Annotated in this window: 27 protein-coding genes and 1 pseudogene; 27 read left to right on the forward strand and 1 reads right to left on the reverse strand. The window is 40.7% G+C overall.

Annotated elements, in window-relative coordinates; translation table 11 throughout:
- Nucleotides 1–11: 11 nt before the first annotated feature.
- The 24 genes and pseudogenes from CC90_RS0101555 to CC90_RS0101670 all read left to right on the forward strand — a co-directional run bounded on the left by CC90_RS0101555 (nucleotide 12) and on the right by CC90_RS0101670 (nucleotide 22,627).
- Entirely contained in the window at nucleotides 12–1,223 is a 1,212-nt protein-coding gene (locus tag CC90_RS0101555) for a phage major capsid protein (protein WP_031389082.1), read from the forward strand.
- A gap of 49 nt (nucleotides 1,224–1,272) precedes the next feature.
- Nucleotides 1,273–1,548: a head-tail connector protein gene (locus CC90_RS0101560; protein WP_031389083.1), complete on the forward strand. Its 276-nt coding sequence runs from the start codon at nucleotides 1,273–1,275 to the stop codon at nucleotides 1,546–1,548.
- Entirely contained in the window at nucleotides 1,548–1,880 is a 333-nt protein-coding gene (locus CC90_RS0101565) for a phage head closure protein (RefSeq protein ID WP_031389084.1), read from the forward strand. The genes CC90_RS0101560 and CC90_RS0101565 overlap by 1 nt, the downstream gene beginning before the upstream one ends.
- Nucleotides 1,881–1,882: 2 nt before the next feature.
- Nucleotides 1,883–2,260 (forward strand): HK97 gp10 family phage protein, encoded by a 378-nt coding sequence (locus CC90_RS0101570; protein ID WP_031389085.1) that lies wholly within the window; start codon nucleotides 1,883–1,885, stop codon nucleotides 2,258–2,260.
- Nucleotides 2,260–2,577, forward strand: a complete 318-nt coding sequence (locus tag CC90_RS0101575; RefSeq protein ID WP_031389086.1) for a hypothetical protein — start codon at nucleotides 2,260–2,262, stop codon at nucleotides 2,575–2,577. Before CC90_RS0101570 ends, CC90_RS0101575 begins: the two co-directional genes overlap by 1 nt.
- A gap of 2 nt (nucleotides 2,578–2,579) precedes the next feature.
- Nucleotides 2,580–3,182, forward strand: coding sequence for a major tail protein (locus CC90_RS0101580; protein ID WP_031389087.1), 603 nt, complete (start codon nucleotides 2,580–2,582; stop codon nucleotides 3,180–3,182).
- 14 nt (nucleotides 3,183–3,196) lie between these two features.
- Complete coding sequence (locus CC90_RS0101585; RefSeq protein ID WP_031389088.1) at nucleotides 3,197–3,574, forward strand: hypothetical protein; 378 nt, start codon at nucleotides 3,197–3,199, stop codon at nucleotides 3,572–3,574.
- A gap of 229 nt (nucleotides 3,575–3,803) precedes the next feature.
- Nucleotides 3,804–4,361 carry a hypothetical protein gene (locus tag CC90_RS0101590; protein WP_031389089.1) on the forward strand — a complete coding sequence of 186 codons (558 nt, stop codon included), beginning with the start codon at nucleotides 3,804–3,806 and terminating at the stop codon, nucleotides 4,359–4,361.
- 90 nt (nucleotides 4,362–4,451) lie between these two features.
- Nucleotides 4,452–4,556, forward strand: a pseudogene (locus CC90_RS25240) (HIRAN domain-containing protein); the annotation flags it as partial.
- A gap of 203 nt (nucleotides 4,557–4,759) precedes the next feature.
- Nucleotides 4,760–7,903, forward strand: coding sequence for a phage tail tape measure protein (locus CC90_RS0101600; protein ID WP_035315356.1), 3,144 nt, complete (start codon nucleotides 4,760–4,762; stop codon nucleotides 7,901–7,903).
- Nucleotides 7,900–8,736, forward strand: coding sequence for a phage distal tail protein domain-containing protein (locus tag CC90_RS0101605; protein ID WP_031389091.1), 837 nt, complete (start codon nucleotides 7,900–7,902; stop codon nucleotides 8,734–8,736). Before CC90_RS0101600 ends, CC90_RS0101605 begins: the two co-directional genes overlap by 4 nt.
- Nucleotides 8,723–9,805: a hypothetical protein gene (locus CC90_RS0101610; RefSeq protein ID WP_031389092.1), complete on the forward strand. Its 1,083-nt coding sequence runs from the start codon at nucleotides 8,723–8,725 to the stop codon at nucleotides 9,803–9,805. Before CC90_RS0101605 ends, CC90_RS0101610 begins: the two co-directional genes overlap by 14 nt.
- Complete coding sequence (locus tag CC90_RS0101615) at nucleotides 9,795–11,921, forward strand: glycine-rich protein (RefSeq protein ID WP_031389093.1); 2,127 nt, start codon at nucleotides 9,795–9,797, stop codon at nucleotides 11,919–11,921. Before CC90_RS0101610 ends, CC90_RS0101615 begins: the two co-directional genes overlap by 11 nt.
- 56 nt (nucleotides 11,922–11,977) lie before the next feature.
- On the forward strand, nucleotides 11,978–12,394 hold the full coding sequence (locus CC90_RS0101620; RefSeq protein ID WP_242843222.1) for a phage holin family protein: 417 nt from the start codon (nucleotides 11,978–11,980) through the stop codon (nucleotides 12,392–12,394).
- The gene (locus tag CC90_RS22040) at nucleotides 12,394–13,176 is read left to right on the forward strand and encodes a glycoside hydrolase family 73 protein (RefSeq protein ID WP_035315096.1); all 783 of its coding nucleotides are present in this window, start codon (nucleotides 12,394–12,396) and stop codon (nucleotides 13,174–13,176) included. The genes CC90_RS0101620 and CC90_RS22040 overlap by 1 nt, the downstream gene beginning before the upstream one ends.
- A gap of 149 nt (nucleotides 13,177–13,325) precedes the next feature.
- A complete protein-coding gene (locus tag CC90_RS22045) occupies nucleotides 13,326–14,840 on the forward strand; it encodes a recombinase family protein (protein ID WP_157837521.1) in 1,515 nt (504 codons plus the stop codon).
- Nucleotides 14,770–16,155, forward strand: coding sequence for a recombinase family protein (locus CC90_RS0101635; RefSeq protein ID WP_031389096.1), 1,386 nt, complete (start codon nucleotides 14,770–14,772; stop codon nucleotides 16,153–16,155). The genes CC90_RS22045 and CC90_RS0101635 overlap by 71 nt, the downstream gene beginning before the upstream one ends.
- Before the next feature lie 89 nt (nucleotides 16,156–16,244).
- Nucleotides 16,245–16,610, forward strand: coding sequence for a YegP family protein (locus CC90_RS0101640; protein ID WP_031389097.1), 366 nt, complete (start codon nucleotides 16,245–16,247; stop codon nucleotides 16,608–16,610).
- 156 nt (nucleotides 16,611–16,766) lie between these two features.
- Entirely contained in the window at nucleotides 16,767–17,861 is a 1,095-nt protein-coding gene (gene tcmP / locus CC90_RS0101645; RefSeq protein ID WP_031389098.1) for a three-Cys-motif partner protein TcmP, read from the forward strand.
- A 12-nt stretch (nucleotides 17,862–17,873) separates the two neighbouring features.
- Complete coding sequence (locus tag CC90_RS0101650; protein WP_031389099.1) at nucleotides 17,874–18,584, forward strand: DUF5131 family protein; 711 nt, start codon at nucleotides 17,874–17,876, stop codon at nucleotides 18,582–18,584.
- A 23-nt stretch (nucleotides 18,585–18,607) separates the two neighbouring features.
- Nucleotides 18,608–19,156, forward strand: a complete 549-nt coding sequence (locus tag CC90_RS0101655) for a hypothetical protein (RefSeq protein WP_031389100.1) — start codon at nucleotides 18,608–18,610, stop codon at nucleotides 19,154–19,156.
- Nucleotides 19,157–19,210: 54 nt separating this feature from the next.
- Nucleotides 19,211–19,540, forward strand: a complete 330-nt coding sequence (locus CC90_RS0101660) for a hypothetical protein (RefSeq protein WP_031389101.1) — start codon at nucleotides 19,211–19,213, stop codon at nucleotides 19,538–19,540.
- A gap of 52 nt (nucleotides 19,541–19,592) precedes the next feature.
- On the forward strand, nucleotides 19,593–20,840 hold the full coding sequence (locus CC90_RS0101665; RefSeq protein ID WP_031389102.1) for a serine/threonine-protein kinase: 1,248 nt from the start codon (nucleotides 19,593–19,595) through the stop codon (nucleotides 20,838–20,840).
- A 164-nt stretch (nucleotides 20,841–21,004) separates the two neighbouring features.
- Nucleotides 21,005–22,627, forward strand: coding sequence for a DNA internalization-related competence protein ComEC/Rec2 (locus CC90_RS0101670; protein WP_278245470.1), 1,623 nt, complete (start codon nucleotides 21,005–21,007; stop codon nucleotides 22,625–22,627).
- A 55-nt stretch (nucleotides 22,628–22,682) separates the two neighbouring features.
- On the opposite strand, the gene CC90_RS0101675 is transcribed toward CC90_RS0101670, so the two are convergent.
- A complete protein-coding gene (locus tag CC90_RS0101675) occupies nucleotides 22,683–22,928 on the reverse strand; it encodes a hypothetical protein (RefSeq protein WP_031389104.1) in 246 nt (81 codons plus the stop codon).
- Nucleotides 22,929–23,208: 280 nt separating this feature from the next.
- Here CC90_RS0101675 and holA point away from each other — a divergent pair, with 280 nt between their 5' ends.
- From holA to CC90_RS0101695, 3 genes are all read left to right on the forward strand, one after another.
- The gene (gene holA / locus CC90_RS0101680) at nucleotides 23,209–24,192 is read left to right on the forward strand and encodes a DNA polymerase III subunit delta (protein ID WP_031389105.1); all 984 of its coding nucleotides are present in this window, start codon (nucleotides 23,209–23,211) and stop codon (nucleotides 24,190–24,192) included.
- Nucleotides 24,193–24,525: 333 nt separating this feature from the next.
- Nucleotides 24,526–24,972, forward strand: a complete 447-nt coding sequence (locus tag CC90_RS0101690) for a GatB/YqeY domain-containing protein (RefSeq protein ID WP_031389106.1) — start codon at nucleotides 24,526–24,528, stop codon at nucleotides 24,970–24,972.
- A 493-nt stretch (nucleotides 24,973–25,465) separates the two neighbouring features.
- Complete coding sequence (locus tag CC90_RS0101695; RefSeq protein WP_031389107.1) at nucleotides 25,466–25,867, forward strand: hypothetical protein; 402 nt, start codon at nucleotides 25,466–25,468, stop codon at nucleotides 25,865–25,867.
- Nucleotides 25,868–25,885: the final 18 nt, after the last annotated feature.

The raw sequence follows: 25,885 nt of genomic DNA on the forward strand, positions 1-25,885 counted from the left end.
GGATTTGAATTATGAGTCAGGTATTAGAATTGAGAGAAAAGAGAGCAAAGGCATGGGGGGCTGCAAAGGCATTTCTTGATACAAAGAGAACAGATAAAGGTTTTGTTTCAGCAGAGGATGCAGCCACCTATGAAAAAATGGAGAATGATGTCATGAACCTCGGCAAGGAAATTGACAGGTTGGAAAGACAGGCAGTGATTGATGCGGAACTTGCCAAGGCAACCAGCATTCCAATTACCAACAAACCAAACGGCAGTGTGGATGGAGAAACCAAACAGGGAAGAGCATCGGATGCCTATAAGAGAGCGTTCTGGGACAGCATGAGAAAGAAGAATTTCTATGATGTACAGAACGCTCTTACTATTGGTACAGATTCTGAGGGTGGCTATCTTGTGCCGGACGAATATGAAAAGAAGCTTATGGAGGCACTTGAGGATGAGGTATTCTTTAGAAACCTTGCAACGGTTATCCATACTTCCGGCGGTGACCGTAAGATTCCGATTGTGACTTCCAAGGGAAGCGCACAGTGGATTGACGAGAACGGACAGTTCCCGGATTCTGATGATGCTTTTGGACAGACATCTATCGGAGCGTATAAACTTGCCACCATGATTAAGGTATCAGATGAACTTTTGAATGATTCCGTATTCAATGTAGAAACATATATTTCCAAGGAATTCGGAAGGCGTATTGGAACAAAGGAAGAAGAAGCCTTCTTTGTAGGAGATGGTACAGGAAAGCCGACCGGTCTTTTCCATGAAACAAATGGAGCTGATACTGGCGTGACAGCAGCTACAACGGCCATTACATTTGATGATGTGATGGACTTGTATTATAGCTTACGTGTACCATATCGAAACAAGGCTTCATGGCTTTTGAATGATTCCACAGTAAAGGCAATTAGGAAGCTAAAGGATGGAAATGGAAATTATATCTGGCAGCCATCTGTAAGAGAGGGAGAGCCGGACAGAATTTTGAACCGCCCATACAGAACTTCCATTTTTGTTCCTGAAATTGCAGCCGGAAACAGAGTCATGGCATTTGGTGATTATTCCTATTACTGGATTGCTGACCGCCAGGGTAGAAGTTTCAAGAGACTGAATGAGCTTTTTGCTACAACAGGACAAGTAGGTTTTCTTGCCTCTGAGCGTGTGGATGGAAAACTGATTCTTTCTGAAGCAATAAAGACACTTGATATCAAGGGTACAAAGACAGGGGCATAAAATTTTTCTGGGCATCGTAACGGGTGCCCAGAATTTTTAGGAGGTTCGTATGATAGTGACAATAGAAACCGCCAAATGTTATTTGCGTGTGGATTCTTCGGATGAGGATGAGATCATTCATAAAATTATATTGTCAGCGGAGAGCATTGTAATGGATGTGATGCGTATAGAAAAAGAGGATTTATCTGCACAATGCCCTGAAGTTTTAATAGCGGTGCTGTATGCGATGTCCTATCTGTATGAACATAGGGAAGTGGCGGATCATAAGGAACTGATATCCACCTTGCGAAGTCTTCTGTTTGGAGTACGCAGGGAGGTGTTCTGATGCATATTTCAGCTTTAAATGTCCGCATTGTTTTTCAAAGGAATGAAACACTGGTTGATACCATAGGAAATCATAGAAATTTATGGACGGATTACTTTTCCTGTTATGCAACGGTAAGCGGTCAAAGTGGGGATGAGACAGAGGAAGCTGGTCAGACGCTGGTGTCTGAAAAAGTCAGCTTTACGGTGCGATATTCCTCGGAAACTGCCACGATTGTTCCTGATGGATTTCGCATCCTACTTGCAGACAGAATTTATAACATCCTGTCTGTAGATAATATGGCTTTTAAGCATAACAGTCTAAAGTTTCGTGCAGAGCTTGTAAGGAGGTAGTCATGGGTAAGAACGTGTCGATAGATGATTTTCCGAGTATTGTAAAGCGAGAACTTGAGGAATATGCCAGTATGGCAGCCGAAGATGTAAAGAATGTAGTAACAGAGGTCAGTGAGCATACCAAGCAAGAAATACAGTCGAACGCTCCTGTTCTTACGGGAGCCTATAAGAAGAGTTGGAAGGTCACAAAGACAAAGGAAACGGCATCCTCTCTTGAAATGACGGTTCATTCCGACAGGCGATATCGCCTGACACACCTTCTTGAAAAAGGGCATGCGAAACGTGGAGGCGGCAGGACAAAAGCCATTCCCCATATTGCACCTGCGGAGGCAAATGCAGAAAAGGAGCTTCTTAGTGCGATTGAAAGGAGCCTTAAGTGATGACAAGGGAAAATGTGCCAACTATGTTGAAAGAGATGAGTCTCTCTTTTGCCTATGACCATTATGCAGAAGGGGAAGCTGTTAATCCTCCATTTCTTGTATACAGATATCCGAGAGCAGATAATTTTGCAGCAGACGGGGTGGCATATTTCAAACAGGATGTATTTCATTTGGAGTTGTATACAGATATCAAAGACCCGGAAATAGAAGCAAGAGTAGAAGCTGTGTTAGATAAGTATAACTTTTTCTATGAAAAGAGTGAAACTTGGATTTCAACAGAAAAAATGTATGAAGTCCTATATGAAATGGAGGTATAGAGATGGCTACAAAAAAGAATAAAGTAAAGTTTAATATCAGTAACGTGCATTATGCGTTGGTTATAGAGAATGCAGACGGTACGATTACGTGGGGAATACCCGTGGCACTTCCCGGTGCAGTATCCATTTCCCTTGATCCGCAGGGGGAACCGGAATCCTTTTATGCAGACGGCATTGAGTATTATGTCATTAATAATAATCAGGGCTACGATGGAGATTTGGAAGTTGCGATGATTCCAGAGGAATTCAGGACAGGGGTTCTTATGGAGATAACTGATTCCAATAATGTCCTTGTGGAGAATGCAAGCAGTGAGACAGGCAAATTTGCCCTGTTATTTGAGTTTGACGGTGATGTGAAGAAAATCCGTCACGTCATGTATAACTGCTCTGCATCCAGGCCATCCATAGCTGCAAAGACCAATGAAGACGGGAGAGAAGTACAGACGGAAACACTGACCGTTAAGGCAAGGCCGCTTGCCACCGGCTTTGTTAAGGCAAAGACCGGGGACAGTACCAAGGCCTCTGTTTATAACAATTGGTACAAATCCGTTTATCAGCCGAACACACCTGAGCCGGAAGAGCCGACGGAAGAACCAACATCATAATGGAGGGATAGGACATGGGTATGATGAAAGTAATTGAAATAGACGGACAGAAGGTGGCATTCAAAGCGAGTGCCGCCATTCCCCGTATTTACAGACTGAAATTCCAAAGAGATATCTACAAGGATTTAAAAGCCTTGGAGAAATCTATCGGCCAGTCGGATGAAAAGGAATCAAGTCTTGATATGTTCAGTTTAGAGATGTTTGAGAATATTGCATTCGTAATGGCAAAACATGCAGATGCATCCATCCCGGACAACCTGGAAGAGTGGCTAGATTCTTTTAATACCTTTTCCATCTATCAGATACTTCCACAGCTGATAGAACTATGGGGGCTGAATATTCAGACGGACGTTGCATCTAAAAAAAACTTCGTCCTTCCGAGCGGGAAATGACAACCCCGCTGTTTCTTCTAAGATGCACACAGTTAGGCTTATCGATGGCAGATTTAGAACTGCTGTCGATAGGTCTGATTAATGATATGTATGCGGAGAGTAGCAACGATGACTGTAATTATGCAACCCTTGCAACACAGGAGGACTTTGACAGGTTCTGATTGAGAAGCGTTCTATTGTTTGGTATAATTCAGGGGTAGTGAATGTTTTGTCTTTATTGGAGGCACTTATGGAAATAGAGATTATTGAAGGACATGACGGTTCATCCTACTTTTGGATAAAACCGGTAAGAATTGAAACAACAGAATCCATCAAGTGGGAAGATGTCAGGGAATATGATGAAGAAATATCAATTGAGGAAGGGGATGTTGAATGCTTCCTGGCATATTTCTTTTTAAAATACTATGATTCCAAACTGACCTATAATTACAGGAGAAATTTGGAATATGGAGATGAAGCAGAGAATAACCAATTCGAGTGGTATCTGGAACATAATTTCTACACGTATGAGACCATGAATAAGATGTTGGATGATATGAAAAAGACGGCCATTCTGTTGAGGGATCATTATGATGATACTTATCTGAATGAGATTAAATCCAAGTTTTCCATCTTCTATATGGTGGATGTGGATTCCGATGAATATGTGGAAGGAAAGAATACTTCTAAAACAATAGAGATGCATAGGGATGTTGTTATTGACTTTTATAATAGATTTATTGCAAGAATAAAGAAAATGATGGAAAATAATCCTGATTGTGATTTGCTTTCCATTATGGGACCATAGGGGTAATATTTTGTATGTGTGAAGAGACAGCATAGTGCCGCAGAGAAATGATTGGTTTAAAAGACAGAGCCTCATTTTAATGTTGATGATAGATTGAGTTTCTTTCGTGAACCGAATAATCAATATGATACAAAGGCAATCGTAATTAAAGATGATGACGGAGTAAAACTGGGATATGTACCGCAGATAATGTGATTTTTGCCAGACTTATGGATGCAGGAGAACAGTTATTTGGAAAGCCTGTGATCGAGGAATTAAAAGAAATGTGTCTGAGATTGGAAATAAAAGTTTTCTAGATGAATAGAACCCACTAGCACTTGCCGGAAATGGTAGGTGCTATTTTTATTACATGGGAGCGGACACGCTCCTTTTTTGTTGCAAAAACGGAGGTGACAGCATTGGCAAGTAAAAGAATACAGGGGATTACCGTAGAGATAGGTGGAGATACCAGTAAGCTAACGGCGGCACTTAAGGATGTGGACAGGTCATTGTCTACAACTCAGGGGAATCTCCGTGACGTGAACAGACTTCTCAAACTTGACCCGGGAAACACAGAACTTCTTGCTCAGAAGCATAAATTGCTTGCGGAGGCTATCAAAGAAACAAAGGAAAGATTGGCAACCCTAAAGACCGCAGCAGAACAGGCAAATCAGGCTCTTGCCAATGGAGAAATCACGCAGACACAGTATGATGCCCTCCAAAGAGAGATTATTGAAACAGAGGAGAAGTTAAAAGGCCTGGAATCACAGGCAGGAGCCTCTGCCGTTGCCTTGCAGAAAATAGCCAACGTAGGAACTACCTTTCAGAACATTGGAGGAAAAATAGAAGGGGTCGGTAAGTCATTACTTCCGCTGTCAACCGCTGTTGCAGGTATTGGAGTGGCAGGAATTAAAGTGGCATCTGACTTTGAAAAAGCCATGTCCGGGGTACAGGCCATAACCGGAGCAACGGGTTCTGATTTTGAAAAGCTGAGGGATACGGCTATCGATCTTGGCGCAAGTACTTCTTTCTCATCAGGGGAGGTGGCGGAAGCGATGACTGAGATGGCGAAAGCCGGATGGTCAACCACTCAGATTATTGATGGTATGGCAGGGGTATTGGATGCAACAGCGGCATCAGGAGAGAACCTTGGTTCAGTTGCAACCATTGTGGCTGATGCCATTACAGGATTCGGCCTTTCTGCAAAGGATTCGGCGACCGTAGCAGACCTTATGACACAGGCAGCAAATTCCGGCACCATCGGCATCACGGACTTGGGAGAGTCCTATAAATACATTGCACCAATGGCACAGTCAATGGGACTTTCCATTCAGGATGTTACGACCGCACTATCCGCCATGTCTATGGCAGGTATCAAAGGTTCACAGGCAGGTACTTCTTTACGAACAGTACTTGCAAACATGGCAAAGCCTTCAAAGACAGTAGCAGGTGCGATGAAGGAACTGGATATTTGTATCACAAACAGTGACGGTTCCTTTCAGTCCTTAAATGAGATTGTTACCATTATGCGTACCAAGTTTTCAGGACTGACGGATGACCAAAAAGCATATTACGCAACCGCACTGGCAGGTAAGGAAGGAATGTCAGGACTACTTTCCCTTTTGAATCTGACACAGGGTGAATATGATGCGTTGTCGACTTCCATGAATACCTGTAATGGAGTTGCTGGTCAGACAGCTTCCGTCATGCAGAATAACCTACAAAGCAAGGTGGAACAGCTTGGCGGAGCGTTAGAGTCATTAGCCATTAAGCTATCGGAGTATGTTATTCCGTTCCTTACAGATCTGGTTGTAAAGATTACGGCTGCAGTGGATGCTTTTACAAACTTAAGTCCTGGGGTTCAGAAAGCAGTGTTGGTGATTGGCGGTATGATAGCCGTGGCGGCTCCGCTTCTTATCATAATCGGTAAAGTCATATCAGCTGTGGGAACGATTATGACGATTGTTCCGGCAATCGGAACAGCCATTCATGCAGTAACGGCAGCATTTGGGGCATTGAATGCAGTCATGCTTGCCAATCCAATCGGTCTGATTATAGCCGCCATAGTAGCACTGATAGCTATCTTTGTTCTGCTATGGAATCACTGTGACGGCTTTCGTGAGTTTTGGATAAACCTGTGGGAGGAAATAAAGGAAACAGCCGTGGCAGTGTGGAATGCACTGAAAGATTTCTTTAAAGGAATCTGGGAGGCAATCGCTAATATTGCGAAGGGACTTTGGGAAGGACTGAAGTCCTTTTTTAGTGCCATCTGGGATGGAATCAAAGCCATATTCGAAACGGTTCTAAATGTAATTAAGGCCCTGATTACGGCAAGATTTGAATTTTATTTGATGATTATCACCACGACTCTTACTGTAATAAAGACTGTGGTAGAAACTGTATGGAATGCTATCAAAAATGTAATAGAAGTTGTTATGGCAGCCATTTCAAACTTTATCAGCTCGGCATGGGAAGGAATCAAAAATGTAGTATCCACTGTTCTTAATGCAATACGGTCAGTGATGGAAGGAACATGGAATGCCATCAAAAATGTAGTGACGAGTGCCATGGATGTCATCAAGAACGTAATTGAGTCTGTATGGAATGCCATTAAATCGGTAATTACAACGATTGTGGATTCCATAAAAGAAACGGTGACGACTACGTGGAATGCCATAAAGGATGCCGTAACAGTAGTCATGAATGCCATTAAGGATGTTACAGTCTCTATCTGGAATGCCATAAAGGACGCTATATCATCAGCTATTACAGCCATAAAGGATGTTGCAATTTCAGCATGGAATACCATCAAAGATGCAGTAGTGTCCATCATGAATGGAATTAAGGATACGATGATTTCAATTTGGAATGCCATTAGGGATGCTGTATCTTCCGTACTGGACGGTATTAAGAATGCCGTAAATTTGGTGTTTAATAGTATTGTATCCGGCATATCAAGTGCCATGTCAAATGTGTTTGGAGCAGTCCGGAATGGATTCAATAATGTAAAGGAACATATCCTTCATCTGGCTTCCGAGGCATGGGGGTGGGGCAAGGATATCATTATGGGAATCGTTGACGGTATCAAAAGTGCCATCGGTCATGTAAAAGATGCCGTCTGCAATGTGGCGGATACCATTAAGTCATTTCTTCACTTTTCCGTGCCGGATGAAGGTCCACTGACTGACTACGAATCATGGATGCCGGATTTCATGGGAGGTCTTGCAAAAGGCATATGTGACAGTAGAGGAATGATTCAAAAAGCAGTAAAGATGGTAACAGAGGATATGACGATTGTTCCATCCATTCAGGCAGTGAGCATGGAGAAGATGGGACTTGAAAATATAATGGAAAAAGTACCGGGAGCCATGCTCTATACAGGCGGTGTGAGTGAAAAAACAGAAGACAGCGCAGGAATCAACAGCCGACTGGATGCCATGAATCGGACACTATCAAGATATCTGCCGAAGATGGCTGATTCCAAGATAGTCCTTGATTCCGGAACTCTTGTAGGAGAACTGTCTGACGGACTGAACCGCCAGCTTGGAAAGGCATATCTATGATGAGAAAATTTAAGATTATGAATGGAGAAGGAAGATATTTTGACCTTAATTCAAAGGAATTCTTTTTCCATTCCATCGGGGGATTCGGGTATAAGGACAGTACCCAGTTTAAACAGATAGGAACGGATTTCATTCCACTTGAGGAAATCTTTTCTCAGGGAGAACTGAAAGGATTCATTTTCTTTGGAGGATTGAGAGCTTATCAGGAATACAGGGAGTTTACCAGATTTGTTAGGGCAACGCCCTTAACTCTTGTTTATCAGCCGGACGAAGAATACCGGGTTCCCGTAAGGCTTCTGGAAATAGAAAAAGGTGAACTCATGGATGGTGGAATCGGTCTGAACTGTGAAGTGTCTTTTATTGCAACAGGCCTATTTTATAAGGGTGTGGCTAAAAACAGTGACACTCTTTATATCGGTGGAAAGATATACCCTTATGTTTATTCGTATGCCTATGCCGACATTTCACAGAATACTCTGCTGATTGATTCAGACAGTTATGTGGACAGTCCGTGCAGAATCAGTATCTATGGTCCCTGTGTCAATCCTGTCTGGAAACATTACGTGGATAACGTACTTTATGAGACGGGAGCCTACAGCGGAACAATTCCAGATGGCAGAAAACTTGTAGTCGACACGACAACGATGCCGTACAGCATCACGGAGCGGGGAAGCGGAGATGAGATAGTAGCGGACAGGTACCAGATGTGTGATTTCACGACAGAGAGGTTTTTTCTGCTAAAGCATGGGTTGAACCGTATTTCAGTCGTACATGACGGATTGAATGCCGCCAATATGGTGGTGGAGGGAAAAATCAGCTATGAGACCGTATAACGTGGAAATTTTTACCCAGGGATTTGTAATGGTCGGTAATACCAATGTGAACGAAATGGCTTACAAAGAGGACTACCTTTCTTCTGATGAGAATTCCATAACCATAATAGCCATACCGGGTATACAGAAACAGGACTATATCCGCATCAGCAGAGGGAAGGAAGAATATGCAGGAGTAATTTCGGAAGTCACTTATGGAACGGCTTCCTCAAAGAAACTGCAACAGATATCCTTTAAGCCGTTGATGGAGTTATTGAATACGGATGTATTATTTGACACTACTTTACAGGGGGTGGGAACATTTGAATCTTTCATCTGTGACCGTATCCGAGAGATGTTTATTAACCATGAGGATTCTCTGCAGAATATCAAAGGGCTGACGGTAACAGCAGTGTCAGGGACTGTGGACTGGGGGCTTCACATTACTCCGTCCGATAAAGGCGGACATTACAATATCGTAAATTTATTAAGTTCCATCATCATTCCGGCTTTGACGAAGTATGGAATTTTAGTAAGAACGGAACTGGATGTACAGAATAAACAGGTCAATCTCAAAGTAGGGAAGATTGCAAGCGGAGTCATTATGATTGAAAGCGACCTTCCCAATATTATCAAAAAGAGTGTGACTATTAAAAGAGTGAACGCAGATGTGAACAAACTGGTGCTTCTGGATGCTAATGATTATGTGACTAAAAAGATTTACTACCTACATTCCGACCTTGGGTATGATACCAAGAATGAAGACAGAATCACCCCGGTAATCTGTGAGATGAAGTCACTGACCTATGAAGAAGGGAGCAGTTTTGACAGTGTTGCAATAAAGGCAGCTTATGATAAATTTGCAAACCTTGCCTATTCCAATCTGATAGAACTGACCATGATAAAGGGAGACAGCCTCATAAAGCCGGAAGAGATGGAATTCGGTCAGGTAGTAAACATCATTTCTGACGGAGTGAGCTACCGGAGCATTCTGACAGGCAGGGAGACAGGAAGTGAAACTAAATTGATATTTGGAACGGTAAGGCTTGACCTTACAAAGATTTTAAGGAGGAATGAGAATGGCCGCTAATATAGCTTTGAAAACATTTAAGGGTGGGAACGTTACACCACAGGATGATGCCATTATCCATGAGACATCCATTCCGGGAGCAGGTATTTTCAGAGGATGTGAAGTGTCCTATGCAAGAGGAAATGTGCTTCATATCTCGCAGGGGTTTGGTATGATTCGTGGAAGGTTCTTCGAGATGTATGAAACGGAAGTCCCAGTTAGGCTGGCTGATACAGGACAGACATTGAATGGGAGAATTTATCTTCATATGGATCTATCCAATGCGGATGAGCCAATTAAAATCATGACGGAAACAGCAGTCATCCTTTCCACTCTTATGGCTGACAATAACGTGAATTATAACAATTCATCCTATGATTTGGAACTGGCCAACTTCACGGTTTCATCAACGGAACTCACTGATTTGATCCAGGTATTCTCCCTGCTAAAGGGCGGGAGTGGAGGAGGTGGAGGAGTCAGTCTCGAAAGGTCAGTCAATTACAGCCTTGGAGATATGGTATCTAATGGCAGTGCTCCGGGATGGGCTACCCTGTACTGTACACAGGCGGGTACTACGGGAGTAGTCGAACCTATGGGGTATGTAAAGATTACGAAAGTCGGGGATAAGGTGTTGGACGGTACGGCAGTCTTTACTGCCCGAAACATAATAGGAGAGCTGGATGGATCATTATCGACATTGACCAAACTAGACAATCAGGTAGATGCTCTTACAAGACAGGTGGAGTCAGTACTCAGCAACTCTGGGAATCTGACGATAAAAATGACGGCATTGACTGATTATAGGGCACTTGCGGAGTATGATTCTAATGTCATTTATATGTGTTATGAGGATGCTAACACACAGAAGATTACCAGAATCTATCTGGGAGAGAATAAGATTTACTCCGATGGAGTGAAGGTGACGTATCAGATTGATACCGATTATGTCCTGTCACAGATAGTTGAGGATGGAGCAGATGCCGTTAAAACAGCACCGCCCGTGACACTGAACGGATATGAATTTATCGGTTGGAGACAAGACAACACGGCAGATGCAAAGGTATTAAAGGAACTGATTATTGCAACCGATGAACCTTTTTCCTTATATGCCGTGTTTATAAAGCAGGCTGAAGTATCGTTCTTTGCCAGTGGTGGCACGGGAGATATGGAGAATATCGAAACAGGAGTTCTTTATAATAATGGAAATGCATACGGAGAAAGTACCATACTGCCGGAGTGCAGCTTCAAGAAAACAGGCTATGCTTTTATCGGATGGACTTCCGATACCTTGACAGAACCTGTTCTTCCCGGAAGTACGGCTGATTTTTCAGAGGACGCTGTTCTTTATGCAAACTGGATTCAGGAGAAGTATGAGTTTGTATTTACGGGCAGTTATTTTGAATTTATTGTTCCGGCAAACGGGGTGTATAACCTTGATGTTTTTGGAGGTCAGGGAGGTTCTGTTGAATATCAGGAACAGACTGCGAAAGGTGGAAAAGGTGGGCATTCCAACGGATATGCATATCTGACAAAGGGAACTAAACTGTATATTGCAATTGGTGGTGGTGCTCCAAAAGTTGCGTCGGTTTCATATGGAAATTATGGATATAATGGAGGTTCATCAGGAAGTTCCTACGCAACAACGAATACTTCCTATCCTCAAAGTATAAATGGAGGAGGTGGCGGATGTACCCATATTGGGACAAAGGCCGGTGATTTGAAATCTGTCACGTATGCGAGCTTGGCAACGGTATTAATTGTTGCAGGAGGTGGAGGGGGTGCGTCCCTTCAATATGCCAAGGGAGTGAGCAATCATGGCGGAGCCGGAGGTGGAGAAAATGGAGAAAATGGTTCCGGCGGCGCACTTGCCGGAAGACAAACGTCCAATTCAGCAGCTACTACATCACTCTTTGGGTATGGAGAATCCACGAACTATTCCTACGGATATGCAGGAGGCGGCGGAGGTTTATATGGCGGTTCAGTGGGACAGGGTGGACAATCCGGGGCAGGAGGTTCTGGGTATATCGGAGGAGTTCCCAGCTTTTCAAGAAACAAAAAATATTATCCGGCAACCACGGAACAGGGAAAGAATGAAGGTAATGGAAAAGCCACGATTACCTATGTAGCATGCGTTTAAAGATTGTTAAGAACACCATAGGGGTGTTTTTTTATTGTCAAAAGGAGGACAAGAATATGTATTTTAAGGAAATGATCTGCAGGATGAATTATGTTTTTGCGGCAATCGGTCTTATGCTGGGGAGGTATTTAGGAGGTATGGACGGACTGCTGTATGCGCTGGTTGCCTTTGTGGTAGTAGACTATATTACCGGGGTACTGGTGGCAATCTACAAAAAAAAGTTAAGCAGTGCGGTGGGTTTTAAAGGAATTGCAAAGAAGATTATTATTTTCCTTCTTGTTGGTATTGCCCATGTCTTAGATTCTCAGGTCATGAACATGGGCTCAGCCATGAGGACTGCAGTTATCTTTTTCTATCTGTCAAATGAGGGAATTTCCATTTTAGAGAACGTAACCAAAATGGGACTTCCTGTTCCACAGAAACTGAAAGATGTCATGGCTCAGATTCAGGAGATCCGGAAGGGAGAAAAGTGATGACGGATGAACAGAAGAAATTTATAGAGCAGATTGGGAATGCCGCAGTGTCATATTACAAGACCTACGGCATTCTTCCGTCTTTGACCATTGCTCAGGCAATCCTCGAAAGTGCATGGGGAAAAAGCGGTCTGTCAAGAGACTGTTATAATTATTTTGGAATGAAGTGGACGAAAAACTGTGGCTGTGATTACAAGGAGTATTACACAAAAGAACAGAATGCAGATGGTTCTTATGTGACGATTACGGCAAAGTTCAGAAGATATGCCAACACCGAAGAGGGCATCAGGGGGTATTATCTGTTTCTTTCAGGCTATAAGCGGTACAGCAATCTGAAGGGGGTAACGGATTCTTCACTTGCCTGTGACCTCATCAGACAGGACGGGTGGGCAACGTCGCTTTCTTATGCCACAAATCTGAAGAACCTGATTAAGAACTACAATCTGACACAGTATGATGTAAAGGTAATCGGACAGGTTGTTGCTGTATCTAATGAGGTGTTCGCATATACCACAGGGAATTACAGAGTTACCGCATCCGCACTTCGTGTGCGAACCGGCCCCGGGACATCATTTGAACAGAAGAAGTTCGAAGAAATGACCGTAGTTGCACGGAATGTGAATAGGAAGAAAAAGACCACGGGTCTGGCATTTTATGTGAAAGATATTATTTTTACAGCACAGACCATTGAGAAAATATCACAAAAGGAATACTGGGCAAAGACACCGTCCGGATATGTCTGCCTGCAGAACGGTAACGGGGTATATGTGCAAAAGCGGTAATAAAATAGGCTGGGTGGAAATACTTCATCCGGCCTGTTTTTTGTTCTTTTAAGACCAATAATAAGAAGATGAAAGGTCGTTTTTCCACTTGCTATTATTGGTAAAAAGAGTGATATATGGTACTACCAAGGAAGAAAGGAGGAGGAAGGGTGCAGATAAAAATTATCGAAGGAAGCACGGTAAGAAAGGGAAAACAAAGAGTGTGTGCCTATTGCCGGGTATCCACAGATGCAGAAGAACAGGAAAATTCACTGGATAATCAGATAGCCTATTATAAAGGTTTCATACAGAGTAATCCTGATTATGAATACGCAGGAGTTTATAGTGACTTTGCCATATCGGGATATAAGGAAAAGCGTCCAGGCTTCCAACACCTCATGGAAGATGCAAGAAAAGGCAAGATGGACCTGATACTAACAAAGTCCGTATCCAGATTTGCAAGAAACACCGCCATCGTTCTAAAAGCGACAAGAGAGCTGAAAGAACTGAATGTCGGTGTTTTTTTTGAACTGCAAAATATTAATACCCTTTCTGGAGAAGGTGAGCTTATGCTTTCTATCATTGCGGCATTTGCACAGGCTGAAAGTGAAAGTGGAAGTATGGGAGCCAAGATGGTCTACAAACGAAAGTATGAAGCAGGAATTCCCGTGCAATATCTGGAGCGGTCTTTTGGATATACAAAGAATGAAGCTGGGAAGTTTGTGCCAGAATCGACGGAAGCAAAATGGGTCAAAAAGATTTATAAAATGGCAGCAGAGGGTTATACTGCAGCTGCCATTAAGCGTATTCTAAATCAGAATGGGGTGCTGACAGTTGGTGGAGTAAAATGGATTGATTCTACGGTATTTCGCCTGATTGAAAATGAAATTTACGAAGGCGACTATATTATGCAGAAAAGCTATGTGAATGAGGAACGCAAACAGGTCAAAAATCGCGGGGAAGTAAATGCGTGGTATATTACAGACGACCATCAGCCAATCGTCAGCAGGGAACTGTGGCAGAGGGCACAGGATGGCTTGAATCAAAAAAGGGAGTATCTTGCAACAGGTTCCATAGTGGAGGATTTTTCAGAAGAAAATTATCCCTATAGGAACAAAATATTCTGCGCAGAATGCGGACAGCCTTTGTATCACAGAATCTACAGCAATGGAAACAGACTATGTTGGGACTGCAGTGGAGTGAAACGGTATGGAAAAAAATACTGCAAGGGAATCAATGTACCTGATTCAGTAATCAGGGAATGGAACTTTGATGAGAATATTTTTATAAAAGTAGCGGATCGAAGCAAGGGCGTTAAGCAGTTTTCCTATACAAAGGAATCTTCATGGAGACGCAGAAATAAGCAAAAGGAGTATATTACAACAGCACCACCCTGTACACAAGACAACTATCCCTATATATCCAAAATCCATTGTGCCATATGTGGAAGTAAGCTGACAAGGCATATTCAGAAGGGAAATAAGGTCATTTGGATATGTGGCGGTTATAAGCGTAAAGGAAAAGCATTTTGCGAAGGAGTAAGAGTTCCCGATTCGGTAATCAGAAGGTTTGACATTACTACAGATGTTTATATATCAGAAAGGAAGGATAAGCATGGGAAAAAGCATTACGGTTATTCCGGCAAAAAGCCGGGCAGAAATACGGCAGGATGTCAGACAGACTAAAAAACTGAGGGTAGCAGCATATTGCAGAGTGTCTACGGATCAGGAAGATCAGATTCATAGCTTTGATGCACAGGTGGCTTATTATACAAAATATATTGAAACGCACGAAAAATATGAGATGGCGGGCATCTATGCGGATGAGGGCATTTCGGGAACCAATACGAAAAAAAGAGTGGAATTCAAGCGTATGATAGCGGACTGCGAGGCTGAAAAAATAGATATGGTTATTACAAAGTCCATCAGCCGATTTGCAAGGAATACGCAGGACTGTCTGATGTATTCGAGAAAACTGAAGAACTTAGGCATCGGTATACTCTTTGAAAAAGAGAATATCAACACAATGGATTCATCTGGTGAACTGCTCTTTACCATTTTAAGTTCTCTTGCACAGGACGAATCCAGAAATATTTCAGAAAATTGCAAATGGGGCATTCGAACAAAGTTTAAGAACGGGGAACTTCATCTTAATACATTTAAATTCCTTGGATATGACAAGGATGAAAATGGAAAGCTGGTCATTAATTCAGAGGAAGCAAAGACCATTCGGAGAATTTATAGAGAATTTTTATGGGGATTGAATCCGCAGGAAATAGCCAAAGAACTGGAAGATGACAATGTTTTGGGATGCCTGGGACAGACAAAATGGTATGCTTCAACAGTGCTTGGAATTCTAAAAAACGAAAAGCATATGGGAGATGCTTTACTTCAAAAGACTTACACCGCAGATTTCCTTACAAAGCGGCAAGTAAAGAACCAAGGCGAAATTACACAGGTTTATGTGAAGGACAGTCACAAGGGTATTATTGATAAAGAAACATGGAATGCGGTGCAGGAGGAACTGGAGCGGAGAAAAGTCTTTCGGGAAAAACATGGAGTTAAAAGTTATAACTATGGAGCGGAATGTAATCCATTCACAAATAAGTTATACTGCGATCTGTGTGGACATGTTTTTGGGAGACACACATGGAAAACAAGGGGAATTGCACAGTGGCAGTGTAGCAATCATCGCTCAGACGGTAAGCTGACTTGCAAAAATGAATTTGTGGATGTCAGAAATCTGGAACAAGGGTTTGTAAAGGCAATGAACAGGATAACAGCTAATCGTGAAAAGTATATGAAAAAATGGGAGAGGATGATAGAAGAAGGAACACCGCTTCAGAGAGTAAGGGCAAACCAGATGATTGAAATAACAGCAGAACCACCATTGGAGGCATATGTATCTGAACTTGCGCAGCTGACAGTCATAGAGGTCACAGTGTTTGGTGCGAAGGAGTTTGAATTTGAATTTATGGATGGAAGTAAAATTAAAATCTGATCCCCACTAAATTAATGAGTAGATATTATCGCTCTGAAATGGTATAATTTGGTATAGAACTTATACATTTTATCGAAAGGGGAAGAATTATGGCTAAATTTGTTATAAAGAAAGTGCAGGCGGGGTATACATTTCATTTGGTAGCAGGAAATGGAGAAACGATTGGAACCAGTGAAGCATATACTACAGAAGCAAATTGCAGAAACGGAATTGCAAGTGTAAAAAATAATGCAGGCAGTGCGGAGATTGAAGATCAAACTTTGAATGAAACAAAAAAGAATCCCAAATTTGAGATTTATAAAGATATGGCCTCAAAGTTCCGCTTTCGTTTGAAAGCATCAAATGGTGAAAAAATCTTAGCTTCGGAAGGGTATTCTAGTAAAGATGCTTGTAAAAATGGCATTAGCAGTGTTAAGTTAAATGCTTCCAACGCTTCAATAGAGATTGGATATTAATATTTGATGGCAACTCATATATTTATTTGAGTTGCCATTTCTAGGCTGAGTTTTTAGCAATCATATTGGGAAGGGTGTGTAATTTTGCAAAGAATATATGCCTATGATAAAATAAAAATTAGTTAATACTTTTATGTAAGTCTATGGGGGAATTATATGAAGGATTATGAGAAATGTGCTGATCATACAATAAAAAAGTTTGAATTAGTTAGTACCTATATCGAAGGATGGGCAAGAAAAATTCTTGGATATGGAGAATCAAAAGGTCTGGTATATATAGATTGTATGTGCAATCGAGGCAAGTATTATAGTGGAAAGAATGAACTGATTGAAGGGACTGCAATTCGTGTTGCAAAAAGTATTAACGAAATAAATAGTTATTTCAAAAAAGAGGCAATTCTGTATTTTAATGATTTAGATAATGAAAAAATCCAATGTTTGCAAACGGCTATAGAACAATTAGATCTAAATAATGTTACCATATTTTATAGTAATGAAGATGCAAATGATTTATTAAGAACATTTGCTGAAAAAGATTTTTTGAAACATAATACCTTAGTTTTTTATGACCCCTATGAAGCTGATATAGATTGGGTGGCATTAAGTCCATTTTTTAATATATGGGGGGAGGTTATTATTAATCACATGGTTTCTGATCCCATTAGAGGAGCAAAAACAGTAAAGAAGTCAGAAAAAATAGCCAAATACGAAAAAACGTATCATCATAGTATTGATGAAATTATTGCAGTAAGCGAGAAATCCAATAATAGAGAAGAATTAGAAAAGATGATAACGACAATCATTGATTCTTGTATATATTCGGGTAATAAAAAGTATTATATTGCTTCATTCCCATTTTATATTCAAACAAACCAGTTAATGTACAACTTGATTTTTTTTAGTTGGAATAAAAAAGGAACCATATTATTTAAGAAAATAGCGTGGGATACATTTGATGGACAATCAGCGGTTAAGCGCACAACTGCCTCAATAATGAAAGGACAGTATTGTCTTGATTTTGATACGGGAAATATAAAACAGGAATCAAAAAATGGTGTATACACCATTTATGATATTGCAAAATATGTTTATGATAAGTATCAAGGACGTGGTGAAGTTCAACTTAAAGAAATATATGCTCATTTAGAAAATCACCCTATATTTCCGTCAGATGGATATAAAATGCAGATAAGAAATGAACTTAAAGAAACATTTGGAGTAAAATTTACAAAAAATAGCGTTGTTCTTTAGACAGGGGATATTATGAATAAAACCAAAATACAGTGGACAGAAATGACATGGAATCCGGTAACGGGATGCACTAAATTATCAGATGGCTGTGAGAACTGTTATGCCGCTAGAATGGCAAAAAGATTAAAAGCCATGGGAAATCCAAGATATATTAATGAATTTGAAGTGACTGTACATAGAGACCTTTTTAATATGCCATTAACGGTTAGAAAACCTAGGATGATTTTCGTTAATTCAATGTCAGATTTGTTTCACAGTAGTGTTTCAGACAGGGATATTATAGAAATATTTAATACTATGAATGCAGCACAGTGGCACACATTTCAAGTGTTAACAAAGAGACCAGATAGATTACTAAGAATGGATCAAGCAGGACTGTTAAATTGGACACAGAATATATGGATGGGAACTACAGTAGAAAACGATAAGTATTTGGAGAGAATTAACTGTTTGAGACAAACAAATTCTGCAACTAAATTCCTTTCATGTGAGCCATTATTGGGAAGTTTAGCAACAATGAGTTTACAGAACATTGATTGGGTTATAGTTGGTGGCGAATCAGGTCCCAACTCTAGAGAAATTAAGAAAGAATGGGTAATCGAGATTAGAGACTTATGTAAAAAGGAAGGAGTACCTTTCTTTTTCAAACAATGGGGTGGAAGAAACAAGAAAAAAAGCGGAAGGGTTTTGGATGAGAAAACATATGATGAGTATCCATTATAGTTTTTTTGCAGAAAGGGTAAATTATGGCATCTGCATACCGAGAAAATTTAATAATCAAAGTAATTAATGAATCACACGCAAATGCATGGTCACAGGCTGTTAATGAATGGGAGATAACTGATTGTATAGAAGATGAAAGTTGTAGCCAAAGTTGTATTTGTGGTAAAGAAAATTTGCGCTACTTATATGAAATACATAATATGATAACCAACAACTACTTATATCCTATTGGTAGTTCATGTATAAAGAAATTTGAACGTGGAGATATGGTAGAAGAGACTTTAATTGCAGAGGATATGTTCAAACTACTACATGCAGTAGAGAATAATCACTTCATTGAATTGTCATCTGAACTATTTTCAAGAAAACTGTTAAGAGCCTTATATGATAGAGGCGCTTTTTTACCAACAAAACATAATAGTTATAATGAATTTAATGATTATAATTTTATGTTGGATATGTTTAATAAGAGGAGAATTAGTGAACTACAAGAAAAAAAGGCGAGAGCCATTATATTAAATTCCATTAAGCCATATTTGCAATCCGAAATAAGAAACAGAGTGAAACGATAAATAAGAAATACTGGCAAAACGGTCAACATAAAGAAATAAGTTAAAGGAGAGAAGATGGCAAAAAAGGTTTCTAATGAACAATTTTCAACATCGCAGTATGCAATATCAGACTATATTCATGATGCCGATGAACACTGGGGAAGTCATGAAGCAATAGTTAGAGTAATGAAAAATGGTGTGGTGGTATTTAAGCAAGAACTTAATGTTGTTACACTAATTGAAACAAACTACTCTTTTGTAGATATATTATGGCCAAAGAAATATGAGTCAATTTATTATGGTAAATATACAAACGAATATCAGGTTTTTGTTTATTTTTCAGGAATTCTCGAAATAAAGTGTACTGATAAGAAAAATGAAGAAATTGCGATTACCATAGATTGATGGTAAAAGAACGTAAAGAGTAGGTTGTTATTAATTAACTAAGGGGGGAGTCATGAAGTATAATATTATTAGGCCCATTGGAGCCGAAGGTGGATTTGGTCAGGTATTTGAGTGTGAAGATGAAAATAATAGAAAATTTGCAATAAAGAGTTTAAAGGATAATACGGAATTTGGGATTCAACGTTTTGAAAGAGAAGTTCGATTGCTAAGCCGACTAAATCATCCAAATGTTGTAAAACTAATTGCCAGTAACCTTGTTGCGGAAAAGAAATTCTATATTATGCCACTATATAAAGAAGGATTGTCATCGTTAATACCTCATATTTTTAATGATTATGGGAGACAATTGATAGTTATTAATTCTATACTAACAGGACTTCAATATTTACATTCAGAGGGTGTCATTCATAGAGATTTAAAGCCAGATAATATATTAGTAAATAGTAACTCTGATATTGTAATTACAGACTTTGGTCTTGGAATACAAATGAATTCGGCATCTTCAACGCTTACTAAAGCAACAGTTTTTGGAACATATAGATATTGTTCACCAGAACAGCAGATTAATAGTCATGATGTTGATTATCGAACTGATATATATGCAATGGGAAAAATAATCGAAGACATTGTAAGTAATTATGGAAATAGTAATAACATAAATCCAAGTATACGAATGATTATTGATAAATGTACCAAACAGAATAGAGAAGAACGATTTAGTAACATTGCTGAGTTACAAAAGTTTGTTAATGACGTATATAATCTACTAATGGGGAAAAGCGAATCTCAGCAGATAGATGACATGCTATTGAAAATAACAACAAATAGTGTGAGTCAGGAAGATATTTTTAAATTAGCTTTGAAACTTCAGGAACACACGGACAAGGAAAAAACAGAAACTTTTTTTTCTAATATTGACATGCAGTCTTATACAACTTTTGAAAATTCAAACTTGGTACTTGCACAAGGGCTTGTTAGAAGTATTTGTAAATACTGGAATCAAGGAGGTTGGCCGTTTAGTTATATAGATCTTATTACTGATTGTGGCTCAAAAATATTTCATATGTCAAGTGATATAGAGAATAAAGCGGAAGTTCTATTCTTAATAATGGATTTATCTATTTATTATAATAGATGGTATGCTATGGGGGTAGTAAAAAAATTATTTGCTGAAGTCTCAACGAATATTGCTTTACAAACTAACATAGCAATGAAATTAAGTTCGGAAAAGTTAGATATCCAGAGAATTTTTAGCGATGGCGAGTCACTTCCACCACTAATTTCCGGTGTTTATAGGTAGGTAATAATTAGAAACTACATTATAGTGATTTTAACATTCTATGAAAAGAAAGATACATATAAGAAGCAAAGTTACCCTATAAAAATGGAAGGGGTAGGGGGATATCCTAGTGGGGATATCTCCTTTATTTTTTTGGTAAAAGCTATATTGTTTTTATTATAAAGATTCAGACGGGCATGCATATTTCTATAATCGGGATGGGACTGTATAAACTGCTTATGAGCCTTAGGGTACCCAATAAATTAAACGTGTTTATATGCATAGGGGTGATCTGGTGCTATGGGATAATGACAGGAATGGGAGCGTCGGCGGTACGGGCTATCGTCATGTTCGGGTTGCATTTTGTCGCCCGCATGATAGGCCGGACTTATGACATGATGACCGCTCTTTCTCTGGCGGCTGTACTCCTTCTCATAGAACAACCCAGGTATGTGGAGCACAGCGGATTTTTATTTTCCTTTGGAGCGATTGCGGCGCTTTGCCTGCTTACGCCGGTGCTATGGGAGAAGGATAGGAAGCCGCGGGGGAGCGTCGGAAAGCTATGGAAAAGTGTCCATAGGATGCGGCAAGCGCTTGCTTCAGGCGCAGCGGTCGCGCTAGTGCAGCTTCCCATCCATCTTGTCTTTTATTATCAATTTCCGATCTGTTCTATTCTCATAAATCTTATTGTAATCCCCCTTTCAACAATTGTTATGTATAACGGAATGTTTTGCATGCTGACAGGAGGCTTTTTACCCGTTATTGCCCGGAAAGCAGCATATATCAATTCAGCTATTCTCTGGGTTTATGAAAAGTCCTGTATGCTGTGCGAAAAAGCTTCCTACGGAAATATCATAGCCGGGAAGCCGGAGCGCTGGCAGGTGGAGGTATATATTCTCATGCTTGTCATCTTATCTGCTGTGGGGAAAAAAATGTCCTCTTGGTGGAAGATACAGTGGATAATCGCAGCCCTCGCTTTGTTGATGTTTCGGCATGACGGCGCGCTTTCCATAACGGTCTTGGATGTTGGTCAGGGAGACGGCATATACATAAGGAGCGAGGCAGGAATGCACTATTTGATCGACGGCGGAAGTACATCGAAAAGTGATGTGGGGAATTACCAGTTACTTCCTTATTTGAAATCGCAGGGAGTGAAAAGACTGGAAGCGGTTTTTGTCACCCATGCAGACGGGGACCACTATAACGGGATAGAAACGCTTATGGAAGCCTCTGATAAAGGGGGAATAAGAATTTTGGATTTGATTCTGCCGGATATCGGAGAAAGTGCCAGGAGTGAAGCGTATGAGAAACTGATAAGGGAAGCGAAGGAACACCGCATCGATGTGAAGTATATGAGCAGAGGACAGTTTTTTGAAAACGGCGAAATGAGAGTTACCTGCCTTCATCCCTATGAAGATTATAATACGTTGGATGCGAATGAATATTCTCTCGTTTTATATCTGCGTTACAAAAACTTTCAGGCCCTCTTTACAGGCGATGTGGAGGGAGAAGGGGAAGAAGAGTTAAAGAGGTATATAGAAAAAAGCAGTATTTTGCAAGGCCCTATTTCTCTTCTCAAAGTGGCACACCACGGTTCGGGCAATTCAACGGGCGAAGACTTGCTTAAGCTTTTGGACCCGCAGCTTGCGTTAATTTCCTGTGCTGAAAAGAATAGCTACGGGCATCCCCATCCGGATTTGCTGGACCGTTTGGAAAATCAGGAATGTATAGTTTATATAACAAAGGATAAAGGCGCGATTACCGTACATACTGACGGAAGAAAGATAGCAGTCGAAACCTTCCGATGAGTTATCACCCATTATTTGCAGGGGAAGGCCAAATGTCCGATTTTCACATATATATTTATAATAATCCGAGGTCTGCCCACCTTTTTTGTACACCGGTATAGGCGCCCTTCTTACGAAGTATAAAGGGCTTAAGACCGATGGCGATTACTAATTTCTGTTTCAGGCTTTGTAAGGTATAGGGCTTTTTATGTGAAATATCATTATAAATCTTAAGAGCGTACTTTCTTGCGTTGTTATTTAATTTGGTATTTGCGGAATAATCGCTGTTGAACGGAACTTTTTCCGTTATTGTGCCGCTCAATATTGCACCTGAAAGGGTTACAAGGCTTTTAAGTATCTTCGATGTTTCGTACCCTCCATAATTCTCGTAGGTAGAAATGCACAGGGCGTATTTATTGACTGCCGGGTTTATTGCTACCGCTGAATTTTTAATGTATTTTTTAATACCATATCATCTGCTGGATTTTTTTAATGCTTCCGCATGAGTACGGCAGTTCTGCGGCAGGCAGTACTACGGAAGGTTTGACAGCGAAATAAAAGGTATTTATAATGAAGAAGTAAATACGACAGAAGGAGATATTATGCAGCGCATCAACGAAGATATTAAGACGGGACAATTGAAAAATATATATCTTTTATACGGAGAAGAGGCATATCTTCGCAAGCAGTATCGGGACAGACTTAAGAGCGCGCTGACGGATGAGGAAGATACGATGAATTATAATTATTTCGAAGGAAAAGATGTATCTCCTGGCGCAGTAATCGATTTGGCGGAAACCATGCCTTTTTTTGCAGACCGTCGCGTGATTATTATTGAAAACAGCGGACTTTTCAAACAGGGAGGCGAAGTCCTGGCGGAGTATTTGAATGAGCCTCCCGCAACGTCCTATTTTGTTTTTGTGGAGACAGAGGTAGACAAAAGGAGTAAACTCTTTAAAATGGTATCTGCGAAAAGCACCGCTGTTGAATTCCCCATTCAGAGCGAGGAGACGCTTCAAAAATGGGTGTTGGGTATGATAAAGAAAGAGGATAAGAAGATATCCGGTTCGGCGCTCCGTTATTTTATGGAAAAGACAGGAACGGATATGGAGAATATACGCAAAGAGTTAGAAAAGCTGATGTGTTATTGTATGGAAAAGGATGCGGTGACGGAGCAGGATATTGAGGATATATGTACGCATAGGGTGAGCAACCATATTTTTGATATGGTGAATGCTATTGCGGATAAGAAGCAGAAGGCAGCCCTGAATTTGTATTACGATTTGCTGGCGTTAAAGGAACCGCCGATGCGTATTCTTTTTTTGATTGCGAGGCAGTATAATATGCTTCTTCAAGTGAAAGAATTAAAAGTCAAGGGCTATGATAATAAAAGAATTGGGGAAAAGGTAGGACTTTTGCCTTTTATCGCTGGCAAATATGCGGCTCAGTCTTCCAAATTCAGCGGCGCGGATTTGAGGAGTGCGCTGGAGGCTTGTGTGGAGGCGGAGGAAGCGGTGAAGACGGGGGGAATGAATGATGTGATGAGCGTGGAGTTGTTGATTGTGAAGTATAGTGGGGTGGGGTGATTTTGTGTGTGGGGAGGGAGGTTGTGAGGGACTTTCTTCGGCAGCCTTTGGGTTCTCTTCCGACGCACGCGAACCCAAAGCTGCCGAAGAAAGTCCCCGCCAAGGTTACGGGATTACACAAAAAATCAGTAGAGAGCGGTGAAGCGGGAGGGTGGAGAAAGAGATGGGCTTGGAAGTAGAGGGGGAATCGAGTAAAAAATGGATTTTATTTTAAAAAATTATTTTGTTTGCTATTTTACATTCAAATATTGTGCACTTGCCCAAATTCACAGGTATTAAAAGTATGAAGTATTAGCATGAAGATATGGAGAATAAGAAAGGAAAGGGTAAAAAATGAGTAAGATTGATGAAGTCAGAGCGGAAATGGTAACGGCGATGAAGAATAAGGATAAGGATAGGAAGGAAACCTTGTCTATGCTGCTTGGAGCGCTTAAGAATAAGGCGATTGATAAGCGGGAGGATTTGACGGAGGCCGAGGAGTATGAGGTAATCAAGAAGGAGATTAAGCAGACGAAGGAGACGATGGAGCTTGCTCCGGAGGATAGGGGGGATATTAAGGAGCAGTGTAAAAAGAGGCTTGAGGTGCTTGGCGAGTTCGCTCCGGAGGAGATGAGTGAGGAAGCGATTCGGGGAGCAATAGGGGAAGTGCTGGCGTCTTTGGGAATCGAAAGTCCTTCTGCGAAGGATAAGGGCCGGGTGATGAAGGAGCTGATGCCGAAGGTGAAGGGGAAAGCGGATGGTGCCTTGGTGAATAGGATTGTCGCTGAGATTCTGGGGTAGAAGGTAATGGTTGCTGAGATTCTGAGTTAGAATGGAATTACTCTCTATGATGTATCCGTAAGTTCCTATGACATGGGACGGTATTACGGAGATAACCCGAACTGCAATAAGTGATAATGTAGAGAAGGAGATATTTTTGTATTTTTCGATGAAGAGGCGTGAAGCGCTGAGGCGTAGAACCGACACGGTCTTTTTTCAGATTTTATATAATATTATGTGTAGAAAAGTCTTTCTAAGGTGTTTTTTGACACCGGGGAAAGGCTTTTTACTTTTATGTAATAGAAAGTGCTCCTATTACATAAAAATGGATGCGCAGCTACGCGCGCGGAACAAAAGCTGTGCTGCTGAAGTACTTGGTGGCGGGAGTGTGCGAAGCACATTTTTGTTCTAACGTTCGGGAGTCAGAGTCCGTTTTATTGGACTTATAAAATGATATAATAAAAGAAAGGGAAGAGAAGACAAAAATATGTGCAAGCGAAAGGAATAGAAGGATATGAGAAAAGAGAAAAAGTGTGTAATTATTGAAAAGAAATGCTTAACAGTAACGTTATTATTTATAGCAGTTATTTTATTTTGTGTGAAAGGAACGGTGATGAGCCGGGAAAAGGATGGAGATTTGGCGGATAGACAGTATTATCGCGCAATAGAGAACGAATATATCGGAGAGATAAGGGAGGTGTTGGCGGAATACGGATATAAAAATTGTGGCATAACAATGACAAAGGTGACGGAGAAGGATATGCCAAATGAGTATACCGTTTTGATTCATCATAAAAGACTTCAGAGCTTGGATAAAACCGGGAGGGAGAGCATTAAGACGGAGCTTTCGGGCGTGGGATTTCCGGAGGAGGAGAGCCGGTTCTCCTATGTGTTTTTAGAGCTTGAAAATGATTAACCGAAAAAAGAGTGCGGG

The organism is Kineothrix alysoides (genome assembly GCF_000732725.1).
Classification (GTDB): Bacteria; Bacillota; Clostridia; order Lachnospirales; family Lachnospiraceae; genus Kineothrix; species Kineothrix alysoides.